This is a genomic window from Streptomyces sp. NPDC048392, from assembly GCF_043200575.1.
Taxonomy (GTDB): domain Bacteria; phylum Actinomycetota; class Actinomycetes; order Streptomycetales; family Streptomycetaceae; genus Streptomyces.
The window spans coordinates 32,720-51,907 of sequence record NZ_JBICYB010000010.1 but is presented as its reverse complement, the minus strand read 5'-3'; the positions used below and the strand labels follow the sequence as shown (position 1 = coordinate 51,907).

Below are 19,188 nucleotides of genomic sequence, written 5' to 3'. Positions count from 1 at the left end.
TCCTGCGACCCGCGGCGGGGACCGCGGCGCCAGCCGTCCGTCTGAGCCGCCCGCACGCGACCTCTGAAAAGTGGAGCTCATGAACGTGTCGACCGGCGGCAGACGGTTACGGAGCCGGGGCGCCACAGCAGCCCTCGTCTGCGCGCTCGTCCTGTTGCCCGGCCCCGGTTACGCGGCCCCGAACGAACCCGGCCCCCACGACGACCAGTCGATCGAGGACATCCGCACCGAACTGGACGGCCTCTACCGCGAGGCGGAGGTGGCCACCGAGGCGTACAACGCCGCGAACGTGAAGGCGGCCAAGCAGGAGAAGCGGCTGACGTCCCTGCGCGAGGATCTGACCCGTGCCGAGAAGCGGGTGAAGAACCTGCGCGACCTCGCGGGCGCTGCCGCCCGGACCCAGTACCGCGGGGGCGATCTCGCCGCAACGGGCATCCAGCTGCTGCTCGGCGACCACCCGGACCAGGCCCTCGACGAGGCGTCCCAGGCCCGCCAGGCCATGCGGGGCCTGGTCAACGTCGCCGAGACCCAGAAGACCGCCCGCGCGGAGCTGGGCGAGCAGACCGAGGCCGCCACCGAGGAGCTGCGGAAGCTCAGGAGCAGCCGCGCGGACAAGGCCGCGGCCAAGCAGAAGACCGAGAAGAAGATAGCCGCGGCCGAGCGGATCGAGGCGGGACTGGAGAAGGAACAGGCCCGCAGACTCGCCCAGTTGGAGCGGGAGAGAGCGCGGGAGGCCGAGGCCAGGTGGACGGGCTCCGACTCCGGCGGTGGCGCCTCGACGGGGAAGGGGAAAGGAAAGGGGGCGGGGCCCGGCGGCGGGACGCACGCGAGCGGCGCGGCCGCGCAGGCCGTCGGCTTCGCGATGGCGCAGATCGGCAAACCGTACGTGTGGGGCGCCGTTGGCCCCTCGTCCTACGACTGCTCGGGACTCACCTCCGCGGCCTGGGCGGCGGCCGGGCACCCCATCCCCCGCACGTCCCAGGCACAATGGGGGCAGCTGACCCGCGTAAGCCTGTCCTCGGCCCGCCCCGGAGACCTGATCATCTACTACAACGACGCCACCCACGTGGGCATGTACATCGGAGGAGGACAGATCGTCCACGCCCCGCGGCCCGGCCGCTCGATCACCACCGCGCCGGCCGCCTCCATGCCCGTCCTCGGCGTCGTACGACCCGGAGCCTGAGCGGATGACCCACTCGCCGACCCCCCGCGACGAGGGGAACCTGCCCGTCCTCGGCGCCACGCCGCTGATCCGCCTAGACGCCTACGTGGCCGAGGACGGCTCCACGGTGGTCAACGGTCACCTGCTGGAGATGGGCGGCATGCGGCCGCCCAACGAGGCGATCCTCGACGCCGTCGCCATGTTCGCCCGCACACTGCGGGCCCCGGTCGCGGCCACCGTCATCGACCGCACCGTGCAGCAGGTCGCACGCCTGCGTGTCCACCCCGACGGTTCGAGCCGGACCATCGCCGACGAGGAGGACCTGCCGCCCGGACGCGAACGCACCGCCGCGGAGGAGGAGGCGTTCCCGCCGCTCGCCCGCGTCGAGCGCATCATCCAGCACGCGCAGCGCGAGGAGCTGCACGCCGCGTTCGTCCTCGCCAGCGCACTGCGGGAGCACCTCACGCTGCGCCGCGGCGCGGAGGACGAACTCTCCCTGGAGGCACGGGCGATCGAGGCGTACCTCGCGTACCTGCGCGGCGACTACATGCTCTCCACCGTCCTCGCGCTGACCGTCGCCCGTATCCGCTGCCGCACCGACCTGGACCGGGCCGCCCCCGACGTGGCCCGTGCCACGGCGGCGTGGCAGCGACTCTGGGACGAGGGCCAGGTGGCCACCCGCGGGCAGGAACTGCTGCACATGTGGGAGCGGCTGTCCGAGGCCGGCCTGCTGCAGGAACCCGCGCACCTCGCCATGGCCCAGGCCGTACGCGGCCGGCTCGCCCGAGGCGACCGGTCGGTACCGTCCCGCGCCCCCACCACCGCGGCGGCCCTGACCGCGGGCCCGTCCCCGGTCGCCCCCGAGGACAAGCCGCTCAAGCCGACCCGCCGTGGACTGCGGCGTTTCACCCGACGGCCCGGCCGGTCCGCCGGGCCGCCGTCCTGACGGCACCGCGCGGCCGGTTCACCCGACGCCTGGACGTCCCGGGCCCCGTTCATGGTCCGCCTGTGCGGGCCGCGGGCAGGCGGGCGAGCCACTCGGTGATCGTGACGGTGGTGCCGTGTCCGGTGTGGCTGTCGAGGGTGAATTCCTGGACGAGCCGTCTGGCGCCGCTCAGGCCCAGGCCCAGACCGCCGCCAGAGGTGTATCCGTCGGTCATGGCCAGTTCGATGTCGGTGATGCCGGGGCCCTCGTCCGTGAAGGCGAGCCGGAGCCCGCGGCCGGTGCCGCTGTCGAGGTGCGCCATGTCGACGTGCCCGCCGCCGCCGTGTACGAGGGTGTTGCGGGCGAGTTCGCTCGCCGCGGTGACGAGTTTCGTCTGCTGGACGAGGCTGAAGCCGATGCGGGCGGTGGCTCGGCGCACCTGGTGGCGTACCTGGGCCAGGTCCGCGTCCGAGCTGATGTGCAGGCGGGTGGTCGGGGTCGTCGGGGGTGCCGGGGCATGCATCACGGTGCACTGCCGCAGGGGGTGCAGGTCGCACCGGGAAGGTTGAAGGGGGGGCGCGGCCGGGGAGGGCGGAGTTGTGTGCTCCGCGCAGGCGCAGCAGTCGGCGGTGAAGCAGAAGGTGCGCTTCGCGCAGGCGGGGTTGAGCCGCTGGCCGCGAGCGGACACGGTCACGCCGGGAGCCGACCCCAGCACGGCCCCTGGGGAATGTCGTGGGCGCGCCCCGGGTGCCGGTCAGGGCACCAGGGAGCGCAACAGGTCGGCTGAGAGGGCCTCGAGCAGCTGTGACTGGCAGGTGGTGAGGAAGAAGTGCCCGCCAGGCAGCATGAGCAGTTGGAAGCGCCCCGTCGTCAGCCGGCCCCAGGCCCGCAGGTCCGCGGGATCGCAGTCCGCGTCCTCGGTGCCTCCGTATGCCGAGACCGGACAGTCGAGCCGGGGACCAGGCCGGTACCGGTAGGTCTCCAGGGCCGTCGTGTCGGCCCGCAGCGCCGGCAGGTAGATCGCGCGCATGTCGGCGGATTCCCGGATCATGGGCGGGATCGCCTGGAAGCGATGGTCCAGTACGTCGATGAAGGCGTCGTCGGGCAGGATGTGCACCGGGGGGTGCCGCATCGGCGTCTGCGGTGCGGGGCGGGCCGCCACCCCGAGGTGGGCGGCCCGTAGCCCGTACCCGTCACGCAGCTCCCGTACCAGCTCGAAAGCGACCCAGGCGCCGAGACTGTAGCCGAACACGGCGAACGTTTCCCGCAGATCGGGCGCCAGGGCGGCGGCGGCCTGCTGCGCGATCTGCGCCACGCTGTGCAGCGGTGCCTCGCGCAGCCGTGCCTCCTGCCCCGGCAGTCGCAGCAGCCACGGCTCCACCGCGTCCCCCAGCCCGCGGGGCCATGCGTGGTACGCGGCGGGGCCGCCACCCGCGTACGGCACGCAGATCAGGCGCAGCACGGCCGTGGGGCGTGGCTCCGGGCGCAGGATCCACTTCTCGAAGGGAGAGGTGACCGTCGTCATGCGCGGCGTACGTCGAAGGTGAGCCGCTTCGGGTTGCACAGCGCGTAGGTCGGATACCAGACGAGCCCGGTCGGGGTGAGTTCGGTGTACCGGTCCAGGATCGCGTTGAGCGCGATCTTCGCCTCGAGCCGGGCCAGATGGGCGCCGAGGCAGTAGTGGATGCCCGTTGTGAAGGCGAGTTGGGGGTTGGGGTCGCGGTGGATGTCGAACCGGTCGGGGTCGGTGTACTTGCGCTCGTCGCGATTGGCGGAGATCAGCGAGCACAGCACCATCTTGTTGGCGGGGATGACCACGCCGCCGAGCTCCACCTCCCGGTTGGTGACCCGGCCGCCCTCGGGTACGGGTGTGCGGTAGCGCAGTACCTCTTCGACGGCGCCGGGCACCAGGCTGCGGTCTGCGCGTACCTGGGCCAGCTGGTCGGGGTGCTCGCTCAGGGTCACCATCATGTTGCCGAGCAGCGACATGGTGGTGAGGTGGCCGGCGAGCAGGAGCAGGACGGTGAAGTTGACGACCTCCTCCTCGTCCGGCGAGCGGTCGCCGACGGTCGCGGTGACCAGCTGGCTGATCAGGTCGTCGCGCGGCTCGGCGCGGCGTCGGGCGCTGAGGTCCCTGACGTAGTCCTGCAGCTCCTCCATGGCCTTCTGGACCTGCACGGCGAAGTCGGGATTGGCAGGGTTCTCGCAGGTCAGTGCCAGTTGTGCGTCCGCCGTGCGCTGAAGCACACCGCGGTCCTCGCGGGGGACGCCGATCAGGGTCGAGATGACGTTCAGCGGCAGCTGGTACGCCAGGTCCCTGGTGATGTCGATCTCGCCCCGGTCCTCGACCGCGTCCAGCAGTTCCTTGGTCAAGGTCTCGATGCGGGGGGCGAGTTCGGCCAGGGTCCGAGGTGTGAACCCCTGGGCGATGACGCCTCGGAGCTGTTTGTGTTCGGGCGGGTCCATCGTGGACAGGTTGCCCCGAGTGAACGCGTGCTGGGGTATGACCCGGCACATGTCGTTGGAGAACACTTCCCAGTCGGAGAGCACGCGGTGGACGTCCTCGTACCGGTAGACCTTCCAGGACTGCGATGGTTCGTCGAACATGACCGGGGTGTTGTCCCGGGTGTTCCGCATCCACGCGTGGAGCGCGGGGCCACCGTCGGCGAAGAACGGCGGCGCGGCCACGGAGTGGTCAGCCATGTGTCCCCTATCCTCCTCGGTTCCGCGGCGGGTCCGGCAGGAGCGGGGCCCGCACGGCTCGTCACGGCTCAGTCTTCGCCCGCGCACCGAGGAGGCGCCCCCGGGGCACACCCCAGCACCGCCCCCGGCTTTACGAGTGCTCGGCGTCGTACTGCTCGCGCCACTTGTCGAAGAGGGGGGTCAGCTCGCGCTGCATGAAGGCGTGGAAGTCCTGCATCTCGTGGAGCCGGCGGCCCGCGGGGCTGTCGTGGCCCGCAGTCCGCAGACCGTCCGAGGCGGCCTGCTCCAGGACGTCGATCACCGCGTTCTGGTTGCCCATCATCGTGGCCCAGGCGTGGTTGCGGAACCGGTAGTGCTCGCGGCGGCTGCCGGGGGCGGGCACTCGCTCGATGATGCCGATCTGGACGAGCTGCTTCACTGCCCCGGAGACGGCGCCCGAGCTGATCTGAAGCTGTTCGCAGAGGTCGCCCGCGGTCATCGTTTCCTGCTGCGTGTAGAGCAGTGCGGTCATCACCCGGGCCATGGTGCGCTGCATGCCGCTCGCCGTGAGGGAGAGTGCCAACTTCTCGGCCGCATCGCGGAGTTCTGCGTCGTTCTGGTCCATCCGGGCTCCCTGGTGCTTCCTCGGCAAGAAGGTCCTGCTCGGGGCGTGAAGTCTTGACGCCCCCTTAGCGTAACGAAAACTCGCGAAACTCCGAGTCTTTACAAAACTCTGAAAACTCAGCATAGTCGGAGTGTGATGAACGCGATCGAGCTCGGCGAGCTCACCAAGACGTACGGCACCCGCCGCGGCCTGACCGGACTGACGCTGCAGGTGAGGGCCGGAGAGGTCTTCGGCTTCCTGGGGCCGAACGGCGCGGGCAAGACCACTACCATCCGGCTGCTCCTGGACCTGATCCGCCCGACATCGGGTTCCTGCAAGGTGCTCGGCCTCGACCCGTTGGCCGACGGTGCCAAGCTTCGCGGCCGCGTGGGCTATCTGCCCGGAGACTTCGTGTGTGACGGGCGTCAGAACGTCCGCGGCTATCTGCGCTTCCTCGCCGCACTTCGCGGTGGCGTGCCGCAGGGACGAATCGACGAACTCGCCGAACGGCTCGGCCTCGACCAGAGCGCCAAGATCAAGAAGCTCTCGAAGGGCAACCGGCAGAAGGTCGGTCTGGTGCAGGCCCTGATGCATACGCCTGAGCTGCTGATCCTCGACGAGCCCACCTCCGGTCTCGACCCACTGGTCCAGCAGACCTTCCTGGATTTGATCTCCGAGGCCGCCGAACGGGGGCAGACGGTCTTCATGTCCAGCCACATCATGAGCGAGGTCGAGGCGGTCGCCCACCGCGTCGGCATCATCCGTGACGGTGCCCTCGTCGCGCTCGACAGCGTCGCCAACCTGCGTTCCGCTTCGGTCCGCGATGTGCGGATCACCTTCGTCACGCCTGTTCCGGCCGACGCGTTCACGAGGGTGCCCGGGGGCGAAGGGCTCCGTGTCGATGCCGAGGGGACCGGACTGAGCGGCCCGTTCTCCGGGAACCCGGACGACCTGATCAAGGCCCTCGCCAAGTACGACGTCGCCGGCCTCCAGGTCACCAAACCGGCCCTGGAGGACCTTTTCCACTCCTACTACGAAGGGGCGGAAGCCGCCCCGCGCCCCGCTCCGGTCTACGAGCGCTGAGCACTCCGCACCGTCAGTGGCCTCGCACACCGGACCGGAAAGGACCAACCCCCTCCATGAGTTCCGCCGTCTACACCAAGTTCTTCGCCGACAGCCGCCGTGGCCTGCTCGCCTGGGCGATCGGCGCCGCGGTCGTCGGGATGGGATACGCCAGCACCTATCCCGACCAGAAGGACAACACCGATAGCCTGCCCGCAGGGCTCCGTGACTCCCTGCACGTCGACGCCACGGCCGCCGGCTATCTCCAGGCAGCTGTCTTCGGCCTCATCCTGCCGCTGCTTCTCATGATCTACGGAATCGCCGCGGGGTTGCGTGCCACCGCGAGCGACGAGGATTCCGGCCAGTTGGACCTCTTGCTCGCGCACCCGGTCACCCGCACCAAGGTGGTGCTGCAGCGCTTCGCCAGTGTGGCCACCGGCGCCTTGGTGATCAGCTTCGTCATCTTCCTCGCGCTGCTCGCCATCCGCTCCAGCGCGGAGCTCGACAGCATCACGACCGTGGAGTTTCTGGCCCAGTGCGTGAATCTGTTCCTGTTGTCCGTGACGTTCGCGGCGCTCGCCTTCGGCCTTGGCACCGCCTTCGGCAGCAAGGTCATCACACTCGCGGGCTCCGCGGCGGTCGGCGTCGTCGCGTACATGGGCAACTCCCTCTACGCGCGGATCGGCGACGGCATCAAGTACCTGTCCCCGATGTACTACTACATCGGGGGCGAGCCGCTGCGGAACGGTTTCCAGTGGGGTGACATCGCCATCCTCGTCATCCTCTCCGCGATCTTCCTGGGCATCGGCACGGTCCGTTTCAACCGGCGCGACGTGAACTGCTGAACCGACCGTTCCGCGGCAACTCAAAGCCAACCGGCGAATCCCCCGCTGTCTGGGCCGCCGTCGGGGGCGGCCCAGACATGTTTCCGGCTCTGCCCACGGTGATCCGCGGGTTGGATCAGTCGGCGGCGCCCTGTATGAGGGCGTCGGCCTGGGAGGAGCGGCGACAGTAGACGGTCCGGCCCCGGCGGTGTGCAGTCGGGTCAGATGGTAGGAGATCGATCCGGCGGTGAGCGCGTGGAGTTTCGCCAGTTCGGCGGTCGTACGGGCCGGGCCCAGAGATTTGAGGAGCGCGAGCCGGGTGCGGCCCATGACCGGGCCGAGCGGAAACTCGGTGGCCGCGGGCTCGGCTTCCGGCTGTCCCACGGGATAGGCCAGTGCGGTGTCGCGCCGCTTGCGGACGTCGGCGAACAGCACCGGACGATACGCGTGCGTCGACGGCAGAAGGATCAGTGAGCGCGACCAGGAAATCCGGCCGTCATGCTGCTGCGCCGCACCAACGAAGCCTTCAACCAGAACGTCCGGCTGCTCACGGAGTACGTGCCGCAACCCCTGCCGGAACCCGTCGACGTCACCTTCTTCCACGCGACCCAGGGCTTCGTCGGCGAGGGCACGTACCCGCGCCCCCCATCAATCGGAACTCCCTCTGTGGATCGTCCACTCCTCCAACCCGCGGACCTGGATCACAGCGGGAGAACTCGGCACCAACGTCCTCGTCCTGGTGCCGGTAGCGGTCGGCCCACCGCTGGGCGGTGGTGGGTGAAACCTGGAAGCGTTCGGCGGCCCGGCGCAGCGGCCAGCCGTCCTCGACGACGCAGCGGGCCAGGCGCAGGCGTCCGGTCTCGGTCAGGGTGCATTACGGTGGGGCACGAGGGCCTTTCTGTTGGTGTAGACGTCGCAATCCACACCGAACCGAAAGGCCCTCACCCATTTCAAGATCGCTCAGCCGTGACGCCTGTCACTGTCCACAACCTCCCGGGACAGAACCCCTAGTCCAATGCTTCGGGGTCGAATGAAGTCCCAGCTGCTGGCTGCGTTGAACGATCTCCAGGTCGATGCGGAGGACAGCTCGGTGCTCAACGAAGTGCTTACCCCTCGCATCGTCAGGTAAGTCAGCATCTGGTCGGCACGAGTCCTCGCGCACTCCGAAGCAGGTGCTCGAGCGGGTGCTTGGGCGACGATGGTGTAGCAGCGTGATTCTACGCGGAAGCGCGGGCGAGGAGTCTTCCTGCCCGAGTGAGCGATGTTCCTTGGAATCTTCGAGTTCGAGGAGGGCTGATGTACAGTGAACAACGCCCCTGACCTGCAGAAAGCAGGCGGGGAGCCGTCTTCTAGGAGTCCAAAGTGCTGCGTACTCTGTTCAAGTCCAAGATCTAGCATTTGGGCGTTTGTGCAGGTCAGAGGTGCAGTAGGGCCGCTCAGGTCAGCAAACGGTCAGCATCGGGCGCGAGGGCGTCCTGGCTTGCTGACTTGGTGACCGTCGCGGCGGGTTGCCTGGGCGCAGATGCCCGGCTCCCGTCTGGAAGGTGCGTCACGTGGCTCGTCAGCTCGCTCGCTGTATGGGTCGTTCTGCAAGGACCGCGGCCGTGCCAGGCCGACGCGGTGCCCGCACCCGTTCACGGTCCGTTTCAAGCAATGGTCGGGGGGAGCAGGTCGAGGGGGGCGGCTTTACCACGCAGGACGATGCAATCGAGCGCTTGACGCAGATCTATGCGGAGAAGACGGCGGTCCGGCTCCCCGGCACACGGACGTACATGCACTGGACACCGTCCTGACCACGGCCGACCGGGACGCCTCCGCCGTCTATCCGGGCCTGGCCGACTTCCTGCGCTCCTGGACACCTTGGTGCCCAGCACGGATCGCCTTCGAGCGCCCCCCCAAGTTCGTCGGCCGGGTCTATTCGCGGGAGGTGGCGCGCACGTCCTCGCCCGCAAGCGCGGCTGGCACATCGCCAAGGACACCACGAGATGGCGCCGCGTCGTCCCGTCCCCAGCGCCGGAGGCCGTCGTGGAGACGGACACCGTCCACGCCCTGCCGAGCAGCGAACGCTGGTCGTCTGCGCCGGCGGCAAAGGCGCCCCCGTCACGGCCGATCACGACACCGGGGCGCTGACCGGAGTCGAAGCCGTCGTGGACGAGGACTTCACCGCCGCTTCCCTGCTCGCCTCGCCAGCAGCCCGTGCTCGACGTAACCCCTCAACTTCGGGACAGGGCCTTCCCCGAGGGGTCGATGAAGCCCAAGACCGAGGCCGCTGCCCGGTTCGTGGAACGGGCCGGTGGCCTGCTCGCTGTCGGAGCCCTCGACGCCGCGTACGCCATCGTCCACGGAACATCGGGGACGCTCGTACGACCCGAACTCCCCATCGGATGACAAGCAGCAGGCGGCGCACCGGAGAGCCGGATTCCGGGACGGTCGGCTCCTGGCCAGGGGCCAGTGGCCTCTGCTGTCACCGCCTGACGGGACCAAGACTCGAAGCAGACTGAAGGAGGATTTCCATGACCCGCACCATCACCGTCGGACTGGACGGTTCGCCGGCGAGCCTGGCTGCCGCAGACTGGGCCGCGCACGAGGCACAGCTCAGGGACCTGCCTCTGAGGCTCGTGACCGCGTGGGAGTGGCAAGCCCCCGCCTTCGCACCTGCGACCGGACTCGGCGTACCGGTGCCGCCGAGCGACCTCCAGCGGGCATCGGCACAGCACCTGCTGGCCCAGGCACGCTCCCGCGTCGGCGAGACCTGCCCCGGGCTGCGGATCGACGCGGACGAGATCGCCGGTCTGCCCGTCCCGGCTCTGCTGAAGGCCACCGAGGAGGCTGAACTGCTGGTACTGGGCTCCCGCGGACTGAGCAAGGCGGCGGGATACCTGCTCGGTTCCGTCTCCCATGCCGTCCTGGCCTCGTGCGAGCGGCCCGTCGTCCTCGTCCGTGCTGCCGAGCACAGCGAGGAGGAGGCGACGCCGAAGACCTCGGCACGCGAGGTCTGCGCCGTCTCCGGCCACCGTGACGTCGTCCTGGGCCTGGATCTGCATGAGCCCAATGACGCGGTGATCGACTTCGCGTTCCACGCGGCTTCACGGCGCGCCGCACGCATACGGATCATTCACGGTTGGACGCTGCCGCCCTACTACTACGGCGGTGCGCTCATGCCCGATCTGAACGACGGCATGGTCAAGCAGGTACGGAGCAAACTGTCCGACCTCCTGCGACCGTGGCAGGACAGGTACCCCGCTGTGGAGGTTCACGCGCAGGCCACGATCGGTGGTGCCGGGCGCCACCTGGTCGACGCCTCCTACGACGCCGCCCTCGTGGTGGTGGGCAGGCAGAACCGTCGGGCGGCGGTAGGTGCTCATATCGGTCCGGTGACCCAGGCGCTGCTGCATCATGCCGTCGCTCCGGTGGCGGTGATCTCGCACGACTGACCGAGAAGGACTGCCCAGGACAGCGAACGCAACGAGGGAGACCTTCCCTGTCCGTTCCTCAGCCCGCCTGTACGCGGTGCGCGTGACGCGCCGCGTGCAGGCGGGCTGTTTCATCGCCGGTGGCCCTGGGGCACGTGGCGGTCGGTCCGATGGAGTCGACGTTCCACTCGTGGGCCGGGGTGGTGTGGGCGGACTGGCTGTTCATGCTGGGTCTGCTGCGGATCGGGCTGGCGTTGACGGCGGGGGTGGCGCTGCGTCTGGCGGCCTTCGCGGGGTCGGTGATGATGGCGTTGATGTGGGTGGCGGAGTGGGGCTCTCACCGCCGGGCAGCTCCCGCAGGTGGTCCTGCGCCTCGGACACGCGCCACGCGTCCCGGCTCTGCCTCGGTGCGCTCTCGCCGACGTACTCGGTTGACAACGGTCCCGGCGGGCGGCCCGGCCTCGGACCAGGGGCGCTGCACCTCGGGGCCGTACGGCGGAGGGCCGGCCCGTTCGGCCCCTGTGCCGGAATGGGGCGCCGTAGCAGCCTCTCGTCGAGTAAGCGGGGCTGCGCCGTCGGCCGGTCCGCGAGGGAGGGGGGATCGTCATGGACGGCCCGGTCGTGATGGTATTGGACAGCTCGTGTGATGTTTCCGCGGTCGTGGACTTCGCGGCGCGTGAGGCGGATCGGCGAGGAGTGGCCCTGCGGTTCACACAGGCCATCGCATGGCCCAGCGGTCGGGCCATGGTGGTGTGCCTCCGTTGTCAGGGACCGCCGTGCTCATGCGGCGGCTCGGGACGGGAGGGACACCGCGGGGGGACGGGCGCCCCTCCCTGGCTCCACTCTCCGACGGATCCCGGTGCCCTGGCAGGCGCCGAAGGGCCCCTCTCGAGTCCGTCCGGCCCGGCTGGGCAGGGACCGTCGGCCCCGGCACGGCCGGCCCGCCCGGCCCGCCGCACGTCGGCGCCGGCCGCTGAGGTCACGGGCTCCCGGTCCGGTGGGACGGGGTGGGCTACTCGCGGTCGTCGATGCGGAAGCCAAGGCCGTTCACCACGCCGACCACGCCGTCGAGCCGCCAGACGGCGTGCACGAGTTCCGGCACCTGGCTACGCGCTTCCACCCGGCCGTCGAGGGTGACGACGCCGTCGCGGACAGCGACGCAGACCGCGTCGGACGGCAGCCCTATCGCAGTCACGACGATCTCCTCGGTCACCTGGCGGCGGATGTCGTCGTCCGCGCGCAGGAAGACCCGTAGCAGGTCACGGCGGGTGGCGATGCCGATGAGGCGGTCGGCCTCGTCGACCACGGGCAGTCGCTCGACGCCGCGGCGCTCCATGAGCCGGGCGGCGTCCGGCACGGTCTGCTCGGGGTGCACGGTGATGGCGGGGCTCGACATCACGTCGCCCGCCGTCACGGACTGCGGCGGAGCGGGGCCGTCCCGGTGCGCCTGGTTGCGTACGAGGTCGCTGCCGGACAGGACGCCGAGGACCTTGTCGTCGGCGTCGACCACCGGCAGTCCGTTGATCCGGTGGTGGTCGAGCAACCGGACGACCTCTTTGAACGGTGTCGTCCGGCGGGCGTGGACGACGTCTCTGGTCATTACCTCGCCGACGATGTGAGCGGTCACGGCGGATCTCCTTTGCGAGCGCGGGGGAGGGCCGGAGCCCGGTTCGGCTCCGGCTCCCCGCCAGGTCGGGCGGGCGCCGTGTGGCGCCTACTTCTGCGGGCCGCCGCGCCACGGGGGCGGGGCGTCCGTCCGGCGGGTGGTGTCGCTTCGGTGGGTGACGCGTTCGGTGGCGGAGCGCAGCCGGTCGTGGAGCCGGTCGGCGAGTTCGCGGGCGCTCGCCTCGCGCGCGTGGACGACGACGAGGTCGGTGCCGACCCGGATGTCGGTGCGGCCGGACCAGGGCAGTTCCACATGGTGGGCCGATGCCCGCCGTACGCGCACCTCACCGTTCACGGGCGGCAGGCCGGGTCGGTCCAGAGCGGCGGCGACCTTCTCGTGGAGGTAGGCGAGAGATTCCTCGTGCACCTCGCCGTCGGCGCGGACCAGCACAGCGGCGGTCTCACGGGTACCGATGTCCTTGGCGGTCATGTGTTCCACTCCCTGCGATCGTTCTGCGTCGCCTCAAGCCTGCTGCGCCGGTCGCTCCCCTCCCAGGGGCGACCGGTCCCGGAGGGAGGAGCGGCCGGTCCCCGGCACGAGGGCCGAGCGGCCCCGCCCCGCGGTTCACCTGCTGTCGCTCCCCTCGGTTTCCTCCAGCGCCGCCCGCCCCGCCTCCAGCCGCGCCACCGGCACCCGGAACGGCGAGCAGGAGACGTAGTCCAGTCCGGCGGTGTGGAAGAAGTGCACCGAGTCGGGGTCGCCGCCGTGCTCACCGCACACCCCGATCTTGAGGTCCGGGCGGGTGGCGTGGCCCTCGGCGACCGCGATGTTCACCAGTCGGCCGACCCCCTCGCGGTCGAGCGCCTCGAAGGGGGAGGTGGAGAAGACGCCCTTGTCCAGGTAGGCGGAGAAGAACTCCGCCTCGACGTCGTCGCGGGAGAAGCCCCAGGTCGTCTGGGTCAGGTCATTGGTGCCGAAGGAGAAGAACTCGGCTTCCTCGGCGATCCGGCCCGCGGTCAGGGCGGCCCTGGGCAACTCGATCATGGTGCCGACCGGGCAGTCGAGGACGACTCCGGCCGCCCGTGAGATCTCGGCCAGCACCCGCTGCACCTCCGCGCGCACGAGGCGCAGTTCGCGGACGTCACCGACGAGCGGGACCATGATCTCCGCCTTGGGTGTGCCACCGGCCAGCAGGCGCTCGGTCACGGCCTCACCGATCGCCCGGACCTGCATGGCGACCAGGCCGGGCACGACCAGGCCCAGGCGTACGCCGCGCAGCCCGAGCATCGGGTTCTCCTCGTGCATGCGGTTCACCGCGCCGAGCAGTTCGACGTCGTGCGTGTCCGGCTCCTCGCCACGGGCCTGAGCGGTGGCGATCCGCACCGCCAGTTCGGTGTGGTCGGGCAGAAATTCGTGCAGTGGCGGGTCCAGCAGCCGGATGGTGACCGGCAGACCGTCCATGGCCTCCAGGATGCCGACGAAGTCCCGCCGCTGCAGCGGCAGGAGGTCCGCCAGGGCCCGGTCGCGCTCGGCGTCCGTGCCGGCCAGGATCATCTGCTCGACCAGCTTGCGGCGGTCACCGAGGAACATGTGCTCGGTGCGGCACAGGCCGATGCCCTGCGCTCCGAACCGGCGGGCCCGGACGGCGTCCTCCGGGGTGTCGGCGTTGGCCCGCACCTCCAGCCGCCGCACGGTGTCGGCGCGGGCCAACGCCCGGGCCACCGCGTCGACCACGTCCACGCCCTGCGAGCCACCGCCGCCCCGGGCGTCCTCCAGATACCGGATCACCGCCGAGTCCACCAGCGGCACCGAACCGGCGTACACCGCTCCTGCGGAGCCGTCCACCGAGACGACTGTGCCCTCCTCGACCACGGTGCCGTCCGCGGCGGTGAAGCGCCGGGCCTCGGTGTCCACGGTGAGCTCCTCGGCGCCGCACACGCAGACCTTGCCCATGCCGCGGGCGACGACGGCCGCGTGGCTGGTCTTGCCACCCCGGCTGGTGAGGACCGCCTGAGCGGCGATCATGCCGGGCAGGTCGTCCGGGGTGGTCTCCTGACGGACCAGGACCACCTTCTCGCCGGCCGCGGCGCGGCGCACCGCCTGGGCGGAGTCGAAGACCACGGTCCCGACCGCCGCGCCGGGAGAGGCAGGGACGCCGTGGGCGAGCGCGGTACCGGTCGCGGAGGCGTCGAAGCGCGGGAACATCAGCCGGGCCAGGCCCTCGCCGCTCACCCGGGCCAGCGCCTCGTCCGGGGTGATGAGCCCTTCGTCGGCCAGCTCGGCGGCGAGAACGAAGGCGGCCTCGGCGGTGCGCTTGCCGACCCGGGTCTGGAGCATCCACAGGGTGCCGCGTTCGATGGTGAACTCGATGTCGCACAGATCCCGGTAGTGGCGTTCCAGGGTGCGCATGTGCGTGCGCAGCCCGTCGTAGGACCTGGCGTCCAGGCGCTTCAGCTCGGTCAGCGGCACGGTGTTGCGGATGCCGGCGACGACGTCCTCGCCCTGCGCGTCGGGCAGGTAGTCGCCGTACAGGCCGGAACGGCCGGTGGCCGGGTCGCGGGTGAAGGCGACGCCACTGCCGGAGTCGGCCCCGAGGTTGCCGAAGACCATGCGCTGGACGTTGACGGCGGTACCCAAATCGTCGGCGATGTGCTCGCGGCGCCGGTACAGGCGGGCGCGTTCGCCGTTCCAGGACTCGAAGACCGCCAGGATTGCCCGGCGCAGCTGCTCGGTGGGGGACTGGGGGAAGTGGTCACCTGTCTCCAGGTGGATCAGGTTCTTGTACGTCTCGACCAGCTCGGCCAGGTCGGATGCCGTCAGGTGCACATCGTCCTGGACGCCGCGCAGGTCCTTGAGGAGGGCGAGGGAACGCTCGAAGCGGGAGGAGTCGACGCCCATGACCGTGCTGTCGAACATCTGGACGAGGCGGCGGTAGGAGTCCCAGGCGAAGCGTTCGTTGCCGGAGACCTTGGCAAGCCCGAGGACGGAGTCGTCGTTGAGGCCGATGTCGAGGATCGTCTCCATCATGCCGGGCATGGAGAACTTCGCGCCGGAGCGGACGGACAGCAGCAGCGGGTCGTCCGGTTGCCCCAGCGAACGGCCGGCGGAGGCTTCGAGGCCCGCCAGGTGTGCGGAGACCTCCTCCCACAGGCTCGCGGGTTCGCTACCTGTCTCCAGGAAGGCGCGGCACGCCTCGGTGATGAGGGTGAATCCCGGCGGTACGGGAAGCCCGAGCCGGGTCATCTCCGCCAGGTTCGATCCCTTGCCGCCGAGGAGATCGGCCATGTCACGGCCTCCCTCGGTGAAGTCGTACACGTAACGGACCATGACGCTGCGCTCCTCAAGCGTTGGGGCGTGATGACTCCAGCGTCGGACGGGGGCGGGCCCGACGCGAGGTGCCGGCCGTCCCGCGTGAGGGACCGGTCGGCCCCCGATGAGCCCTTGCCATTCAGGAGGGACCATCGGCGCCCTGCCGGGGCTGTACGGCCCGTGGGCCACCGGCACGGCCGGGCCGAGGCTCGAAGCCATCGGATTCCGACGACCAGGGAGGGGACACGTCATGCCGCACGACATCGTGGTGGGGATCGACGGATCGACCGAAGGACTAGCCGCCGCACACTGGGCTGCCCAGGAGGCTCAGCGGCGAGGAACCGGACTCGGCGTGATCCACGTCTGGCACAGCCACCCCCACCCCGCGCCGTATGTCCCCATGGACAGCACCGAGCGCGACTGGGCCGAGCAGCTCCTGGGCGAGGCAGTACGCAGTGTCCGGGCCGCCCACCCAGGGCTACGGATCACCGGCCGACTCGTGTGCGACTCCACGGTGACCGGCTTGCTCAAGGCCGCGGACGACACCGACCTGCTGGTCCTCGGTTCCCGTGGCCTCGGGCCTGTGGGCGGCTTTCTCACGGGCTCCGTGTCCCAGCGAGTCGTCGGCCGGTCCGCCCGCCCGGTCGTCCTGGTCCGCGCGGGACGGTCCGCCGCCGACGAGCACCTGCCGGCCACCGACGGCGTCGCCCCCGAGGAGATACCACAGACGCCCTACCGCCAGGTGGTCCTGGGGCTGCAGACGGACCGTCCTTGCGACGAACTGATCGAGTTCGCCTTCGACGCCGCCCTCCGGCGTGGCACCGGCCTGTCCGTGGTCCACGCTTTCCGGACCGCCTTCCGGCCCGCCCCCGTTCCGTCCGTGCCACTGGTGTCCGCGGCTCCGGAGGGCCCGGCTCCCGTTCCGTGGCCGCAGGCTCAGGCACTGGCGGACCAGGAGCGCACCGTGGCGGCGGTACTGCGTCCCTGGCGGGAGAAGTACCCGACCGTCCCCGTGACCGAGACAGTCACCGAGGGGCGCGCCGCGGTGGTTCTGGTGCGGGCCGCTCAGGACGCGGGCCTCCTGGTCGTGGGCCGCCGCGGGCTCGATCACCAGGTCGGTGTCTTCACGGGGCCGGTCACGCACGCCGTCCTGCACCATGTCGGATGTCCCGTCGCCGTGGTTCCGCACGACTGACACCACGGCGGCCGGTCGGGGCCGAAAGTCCCGGCCGGCCGGGGCCGCACGGGACCACCCGGTGCCCTGTCCGGCACTCCTCGCCGCGGACCCGCACGACGAGCATCGACAGTGACAAGACCGTACGACGAGAGGACCTGTGATGACCGCTACGGTGACAGCCGGCCCCCGGACCGCCGACGCCTGGCGGCAGTTCGCCGGGAGCGGGTGGCGCGAGCGCATCGACGTGCGCGACTTCATCCAGGCCAACTACACGCCCTACGAGGGCGACGCCTCCTTCCTGGCCGGCCCCACGGACCGCACCCGAGCGGTCTGGGAGAAGGTCAGTGCGCTGTTCCCGGAGGAGCGGCGCAGGGGCGTGCTCGACGTGGACGCCGCCACCCCCTCCACCATCACCTCGCACGCCCCCGGTTACATCGACCGCGACCGCGAGCTGATCGTCGGCCTGCAGACGGAAGCCCCGCTGAAGCGGGCGATCATGCCCAACGGCGGCCTGCGCATGGTGGAGAACGGGCTGAAGGCGTACGGCTACGAGCCCGACCCGTTCGTCACGAAGGTGTTCGACACCTACCGCAAGACCCACAACGCGGGCGTCTTCGACGCCTACACCCCCGCCATGCGTGCCGCCCGCAAGGTCGGCATCATCACCGGACTGCCCGACGCCTACGGCCGCGGCAGGATCATCGGGGACTACCGCCGCGTCGCCCTGTACGGCACCGACCGGCTCACCGAGGCCAAGCGTGCCGAGCGGGCCCTGCTGGACGCCCGGCCGTCCACCGCCGACGTCGTCCGCGACCGCGAGGAACTCGCCGAGCAGATCCGGGCGCTGGGAGAGCTGGCCGAGATGGCCGCGTCCTACGGCTGTGACGTCACCCGGCCCGCGGCCACCGCGCACGAGGCCGTTCAGTGGCTCTACCTCGGCTTCCTCGCCGCGGTGAAGGAGCAGAACGGCGCGGCCATGTCACTGGGCCGTACCTCCACCTTCCTGGACGTCTACCTCCAGCACGACCTCGACGAGGGGCTCCTCGACGAGAGGCGTGTCCAGGAGCTGATCGACGACTTCGTCATCAAGCTGCGCATCGTGCGCTTCCTGCGCACCCCCGAGTACGACGCCCTGTTCTCCGGCGATCCGACCTGGGTGACGGAGTCCATCGGCGGCATCGGCGCAGACGGCCGCCCGCTGGTCACCCGCACCTCCTTCCGCTTCCTGCAGACCCTCTACAACCTCGGCCCCGCACCGGAACCGAACCTGACCGTGCTGTGGTCGCCCCGCCTGCCGGCCGGTTTCAAGGAGTTCTGCGCCCAGGTGTCCATCGACACCAGCGCCGTCCAGTACGAGTCCGACGACCTGATGCGCCCGCGCACCGGCGACGACACCGCCATCGCCTGCTGCGTCTCCGCGATGGCGGTCGGCAAGCAAATGCAGTTCTTCGGCGCCCGCGTCAACCTCGCCAAGGCGCTGCTGTACGCCGTCAACGGCGGCCGGGACGAGATGACCGGCGACCAGATCACCCCGGAGATGCCCCCGCTGACCGGCGAGTACCTGGACTACGACCAACTGTCGGCCGCCTACGACCGCGTACTGGACTGGCTGGCCCAGACCTACGTCGACGCACTCAACGTCATCCACTACATGCACGACAAGTACGCCTACGAGCGCATCGAGATGGCCCTGCACGACCACCCCGTGCACCGCTTCATGGCGTGCGGCATCGCCGGGCTCTCGGTCGCCGCCGACAGCCTCTCCGCCGTCAAGCACGCCCGGGTCAAGGTCATCCGTGACGCGACCGGACTGGCCGTGGACTTCCACACCGAGGGCGACTTCCCGGCGTACGGCAACAACGACGACCGCGCCGACGCGATCGCCGTCGCCCTGGTGGAGTCGTTCATGGCGAAGGTGCGCGAGCACCCCACCTACCGCGACGCCGAACACACGCAGTCGGTGCTGACCATCACCTCCAACGTCGTGTACGGCCACCACACCGGCAACACCCCCGACGGTCGCCGCGCCGGACAGCCCTTCGCGCCCGGCGCCAACCCGATGAACGGCCGCGACAAGCACGGCGTGGCCGCCTCCGCCCTCTCGGTGGCCAAGCTGCCCTACGAGGCGGCACGCGACGGCATCTCCCTGACCACCACGATCACCCCCGAAGGGCTGGGCCACGTCCCCGAGGAGCGGGCCGGTCACCTGGTCGGCATCCTCGACGCCTACATGTCCGCTGGCGGCTTCCACATGAACGTCAACGTGCTGGACCGCGCCGTGCTGGAGGACGCGATGGAACACCCGGAGAAGTACCCCGAGCTGACGATCAGGGTCTCCGGCTACGCGGTGAACTTCGTCCGCCTGACCCGCGAGCAGCAGCTCGACGTGATCAGCCGCACCTTCCACGGATCGCTGTGAGCACG

Annotated in this window: 14 protein-coding genes and 3 pseudogenes; 9 read left to right on the top strand and 8 right to left on the bottom strand. The window is 70.4% G+C overall.

Annotated elements, in window-relative coordinates:
- Window positions 1-79: 79 nt before the first annotated feature.
- A complete protein-coding gene (locus ACGFYH_RS16335) occupies window positions 80-1,183 on the top strand; it encodes an NlpC/P60 family protein (protein WP_393803792.1) in 1,104 nt (367 codons plus the stop codon).
- A 4-nt stretch (window positions 1,184-1,187) separates the two neighbouring features.
- Complete coding sequence (locus ACGFYH_RS16330; RefSeq protein WP_393803791.1) at window positions 1,188-2,108, top strand: hypothetical protein; 921 nt, start codon at window positions 1,188-1,190, stop codon at window positions 2,106-2,108.
- 49 nt (window positions 2,109-2,157) lie between these two features.
- Here the strand turns inward: ACGFYH_RS16330 and ACGFYH_RS16325 are convergent, their stop codons facing one another.
- From ACGFYH_RS16325 to ACGFYH_RS16310, 4 genes are all read right to left on the bottom strand, one after another.
- Window positions 2,158-2,610, bottom strand: coding sequence for an ATP-binding protein (locus tag ACGFYH_RS16325; RefSeq protein WP_393803899.1), 453 nt, complete (start codon window positions 2,608-2,610; stop codon window positions 2,158-2,160).
- A 231-nt stretch (window positions 2,611-2,841) separates the two neighbouring features.
- On the bottom strand, window positions 2,842-3,612 hold the full coding sequence (locus ACGFYH_RS16320; protein ID WP_393803790.1) for a thioesterase II family protein: 771 nt from the start codon (window positions 3,610-3,612) through the stop codon (window positions 2,842-2,844).
- Window positions 3,609-4,790, bottom strand: coding sequence for a cytochrome P450 (locus tag ACGFYH_RS16315; RefSeq protein ID WP_393803789.1), 1,182 nt, complete (start codon window positions 4,788-4,790; stop codon window positions 3,609-3,611). Before ACGFYH_RS16315 ends, ACGFYH_RS16320 begins: the two co-directional genes overlap by 4 nt.
- A gap of 130 nt (window positions 4,791-4,920) precedes the next feature.
- Window positions 4,921-5,394 carry a GbsR/MarR family transcriptional regulator gene (locus ACGFYH_RS16310; protein ID WP_393803788.1) on the bottom strand — a complete coding sequence of 158 codons (474 nt, stop codon included), beginning with the start codon at window positions 5,392-5,394 and terminating at the stop codon, window positions 4,921-4,923.
- Between the two features lie 135 nt (window positions 5,395-5,529).
- On the opposite strand from ACGFYH_RS16310, the gene ACGFYH_RS16305 reads away from it, so the two are divergent.
- Together ACGFYH_RS16305 and ACGFYH_RS16300 are read left to right on the top strand one after the other, a co-directional pair.
- Window positions 5,530-6,456 carry an ABC transporter ATP-binding protein gene (locus ACGFYH_RS16305; RefSeq protein WP_393803787.1) on the top strand — a complete coding sequence of 309 codons (927 nt, stop codon included), beginning with the start codon at window positions 5,530-5,532 and terminating at the stop codon, window positions 6,454-6,456.
- A gap of 56 nt (window positions 6,457-6,512) precedes the next feature.
- Complete coding sequence (locus ACGFYH_RS16300) at window positions 6,513-7,280, top strand: ABC transporter permease subunit (protein WP_393803786.1); 768 nt, start codon at window positions 6,513-6,515, stop codon at window positions 7,278-7,280.
- Window positions 7,281-8,001: 721 nt separating this feature from the next.
- Here the strand turns inward: ACGFYH_RS16300 and ACGFYH_RS16295 are convergent.
- A pseudogene (locus tag ACGFYH_RS16295) lies at window positions 8,002-8,147 on the bottom strand (helix-turn-helix domain-containing protein); the annotation flags it as partial.
- Window positions 8,148-9,138: 991 nt separating this feature from the next.
- Here ACGFYH_RS16295 and ACGFYH_RS16290 point away from each other — a divergent pair.
- From ACGFYH_RS16290 to ACGFYH_RS16280, 3 genes and pseudogenes are all read left to right on the top strand, one after another.
- Window positions 9,139-9,647 (top strand): annotated as a pseudogene (locus ACGFYH_RS16290) (carbamate kinase); the annotation flags it as partial.
- Window positions 9,648-9,772: 125 nt separating this feature from the next.
- Entirely contained in the window at window positions 9,773-10,693 is a 921-nt protein-coding gene (locus ACGFYH_RS16285; protein WP_393803785.1) for a universal stress protein, read from the top strand.
- A 125-nt stretch (window positions 10,694-10,818) separates the two neighbouring features.
- A pseudogene (locus ACGFYH_RS16280) lies at window positions 10,819-11,004 on the top strand (hypothetical protein); the annotation flags it as partial.
- Between the two features lie 680 nt (window positions 11,005-11,684).
- Here the strand turns inward: ACGFYH_RS16280 and ACGFYH_RS16275 are convergent.
- The 3 genes from ACGFYH_RS16275 to ppdK all read right to left on the bottom strand — a co-directional run bounded on the left by ACGFYH_RS16275 (window position 11,685) and on the right by ppdK (window position 15,605).
- A complete protein-coding gene (locus ACGFYH_RS16275; protein WP_393803898.1) occupies window positions 11,685-12,272 on the bottom strand; it encodes a CBS domain-containing protein in 588 nt (195 codons plus the stop codon).
- 114 nt (window positions 12,273-12,386) lie between these two features.
- A complete protein-coding gene (locus ACGFYH_RS16270) occupies window positions 12,387-12,767 on the bottom strand; it encodes a hypothetical protein (RefSeq protein WP_393803784.1) in 381 nt (126 codons plus the stop codon).
- Window positions 12,768-12,902: 135 nt separating this feature from the next.
- Complete coding sequence (ppdK, locus tag ACGFYH_RS16265) at window positions 12,903-15,605, bottom strand: pyruvate, phosphate dikinase (protein WP_393803783.1); 2,703 nt, start codon at window positions 15,603-15,605, stop codon at window positions 12,903-12,905.
- A gap of 232 nt (window positions 15,606-15,837) precedes the next feature.
- Here ppdK and ACGFYH_RS16260 point away from each other — a divergent pair, with 232 nt between their 5' ends.
- Window positions 15,838-16,782, top strand: a complete 945-nt coding sequence (locus ACGFYH_RS16260; protein ID WP_393803782.1) for a universal stress protein — start codon at window positions 15,838-15,840, stop codon at window positions 16,780-16,782.
- A 142-nt stretch (window positions 16,783-16,924) separates the two neighbouring features.
- A complete protein-coding gene (gene pflB, locus ACGFYH_RS16255; protein ID WP_393803781.1) occupies window positions 16,925-19,183 on the top strand; it encodes a formate C-acetyltransferase in 2,259 nt (752 codons plus the stop codon).
- Window positions 19,184-19,188 lie beyond the last annotated feature (5 nt).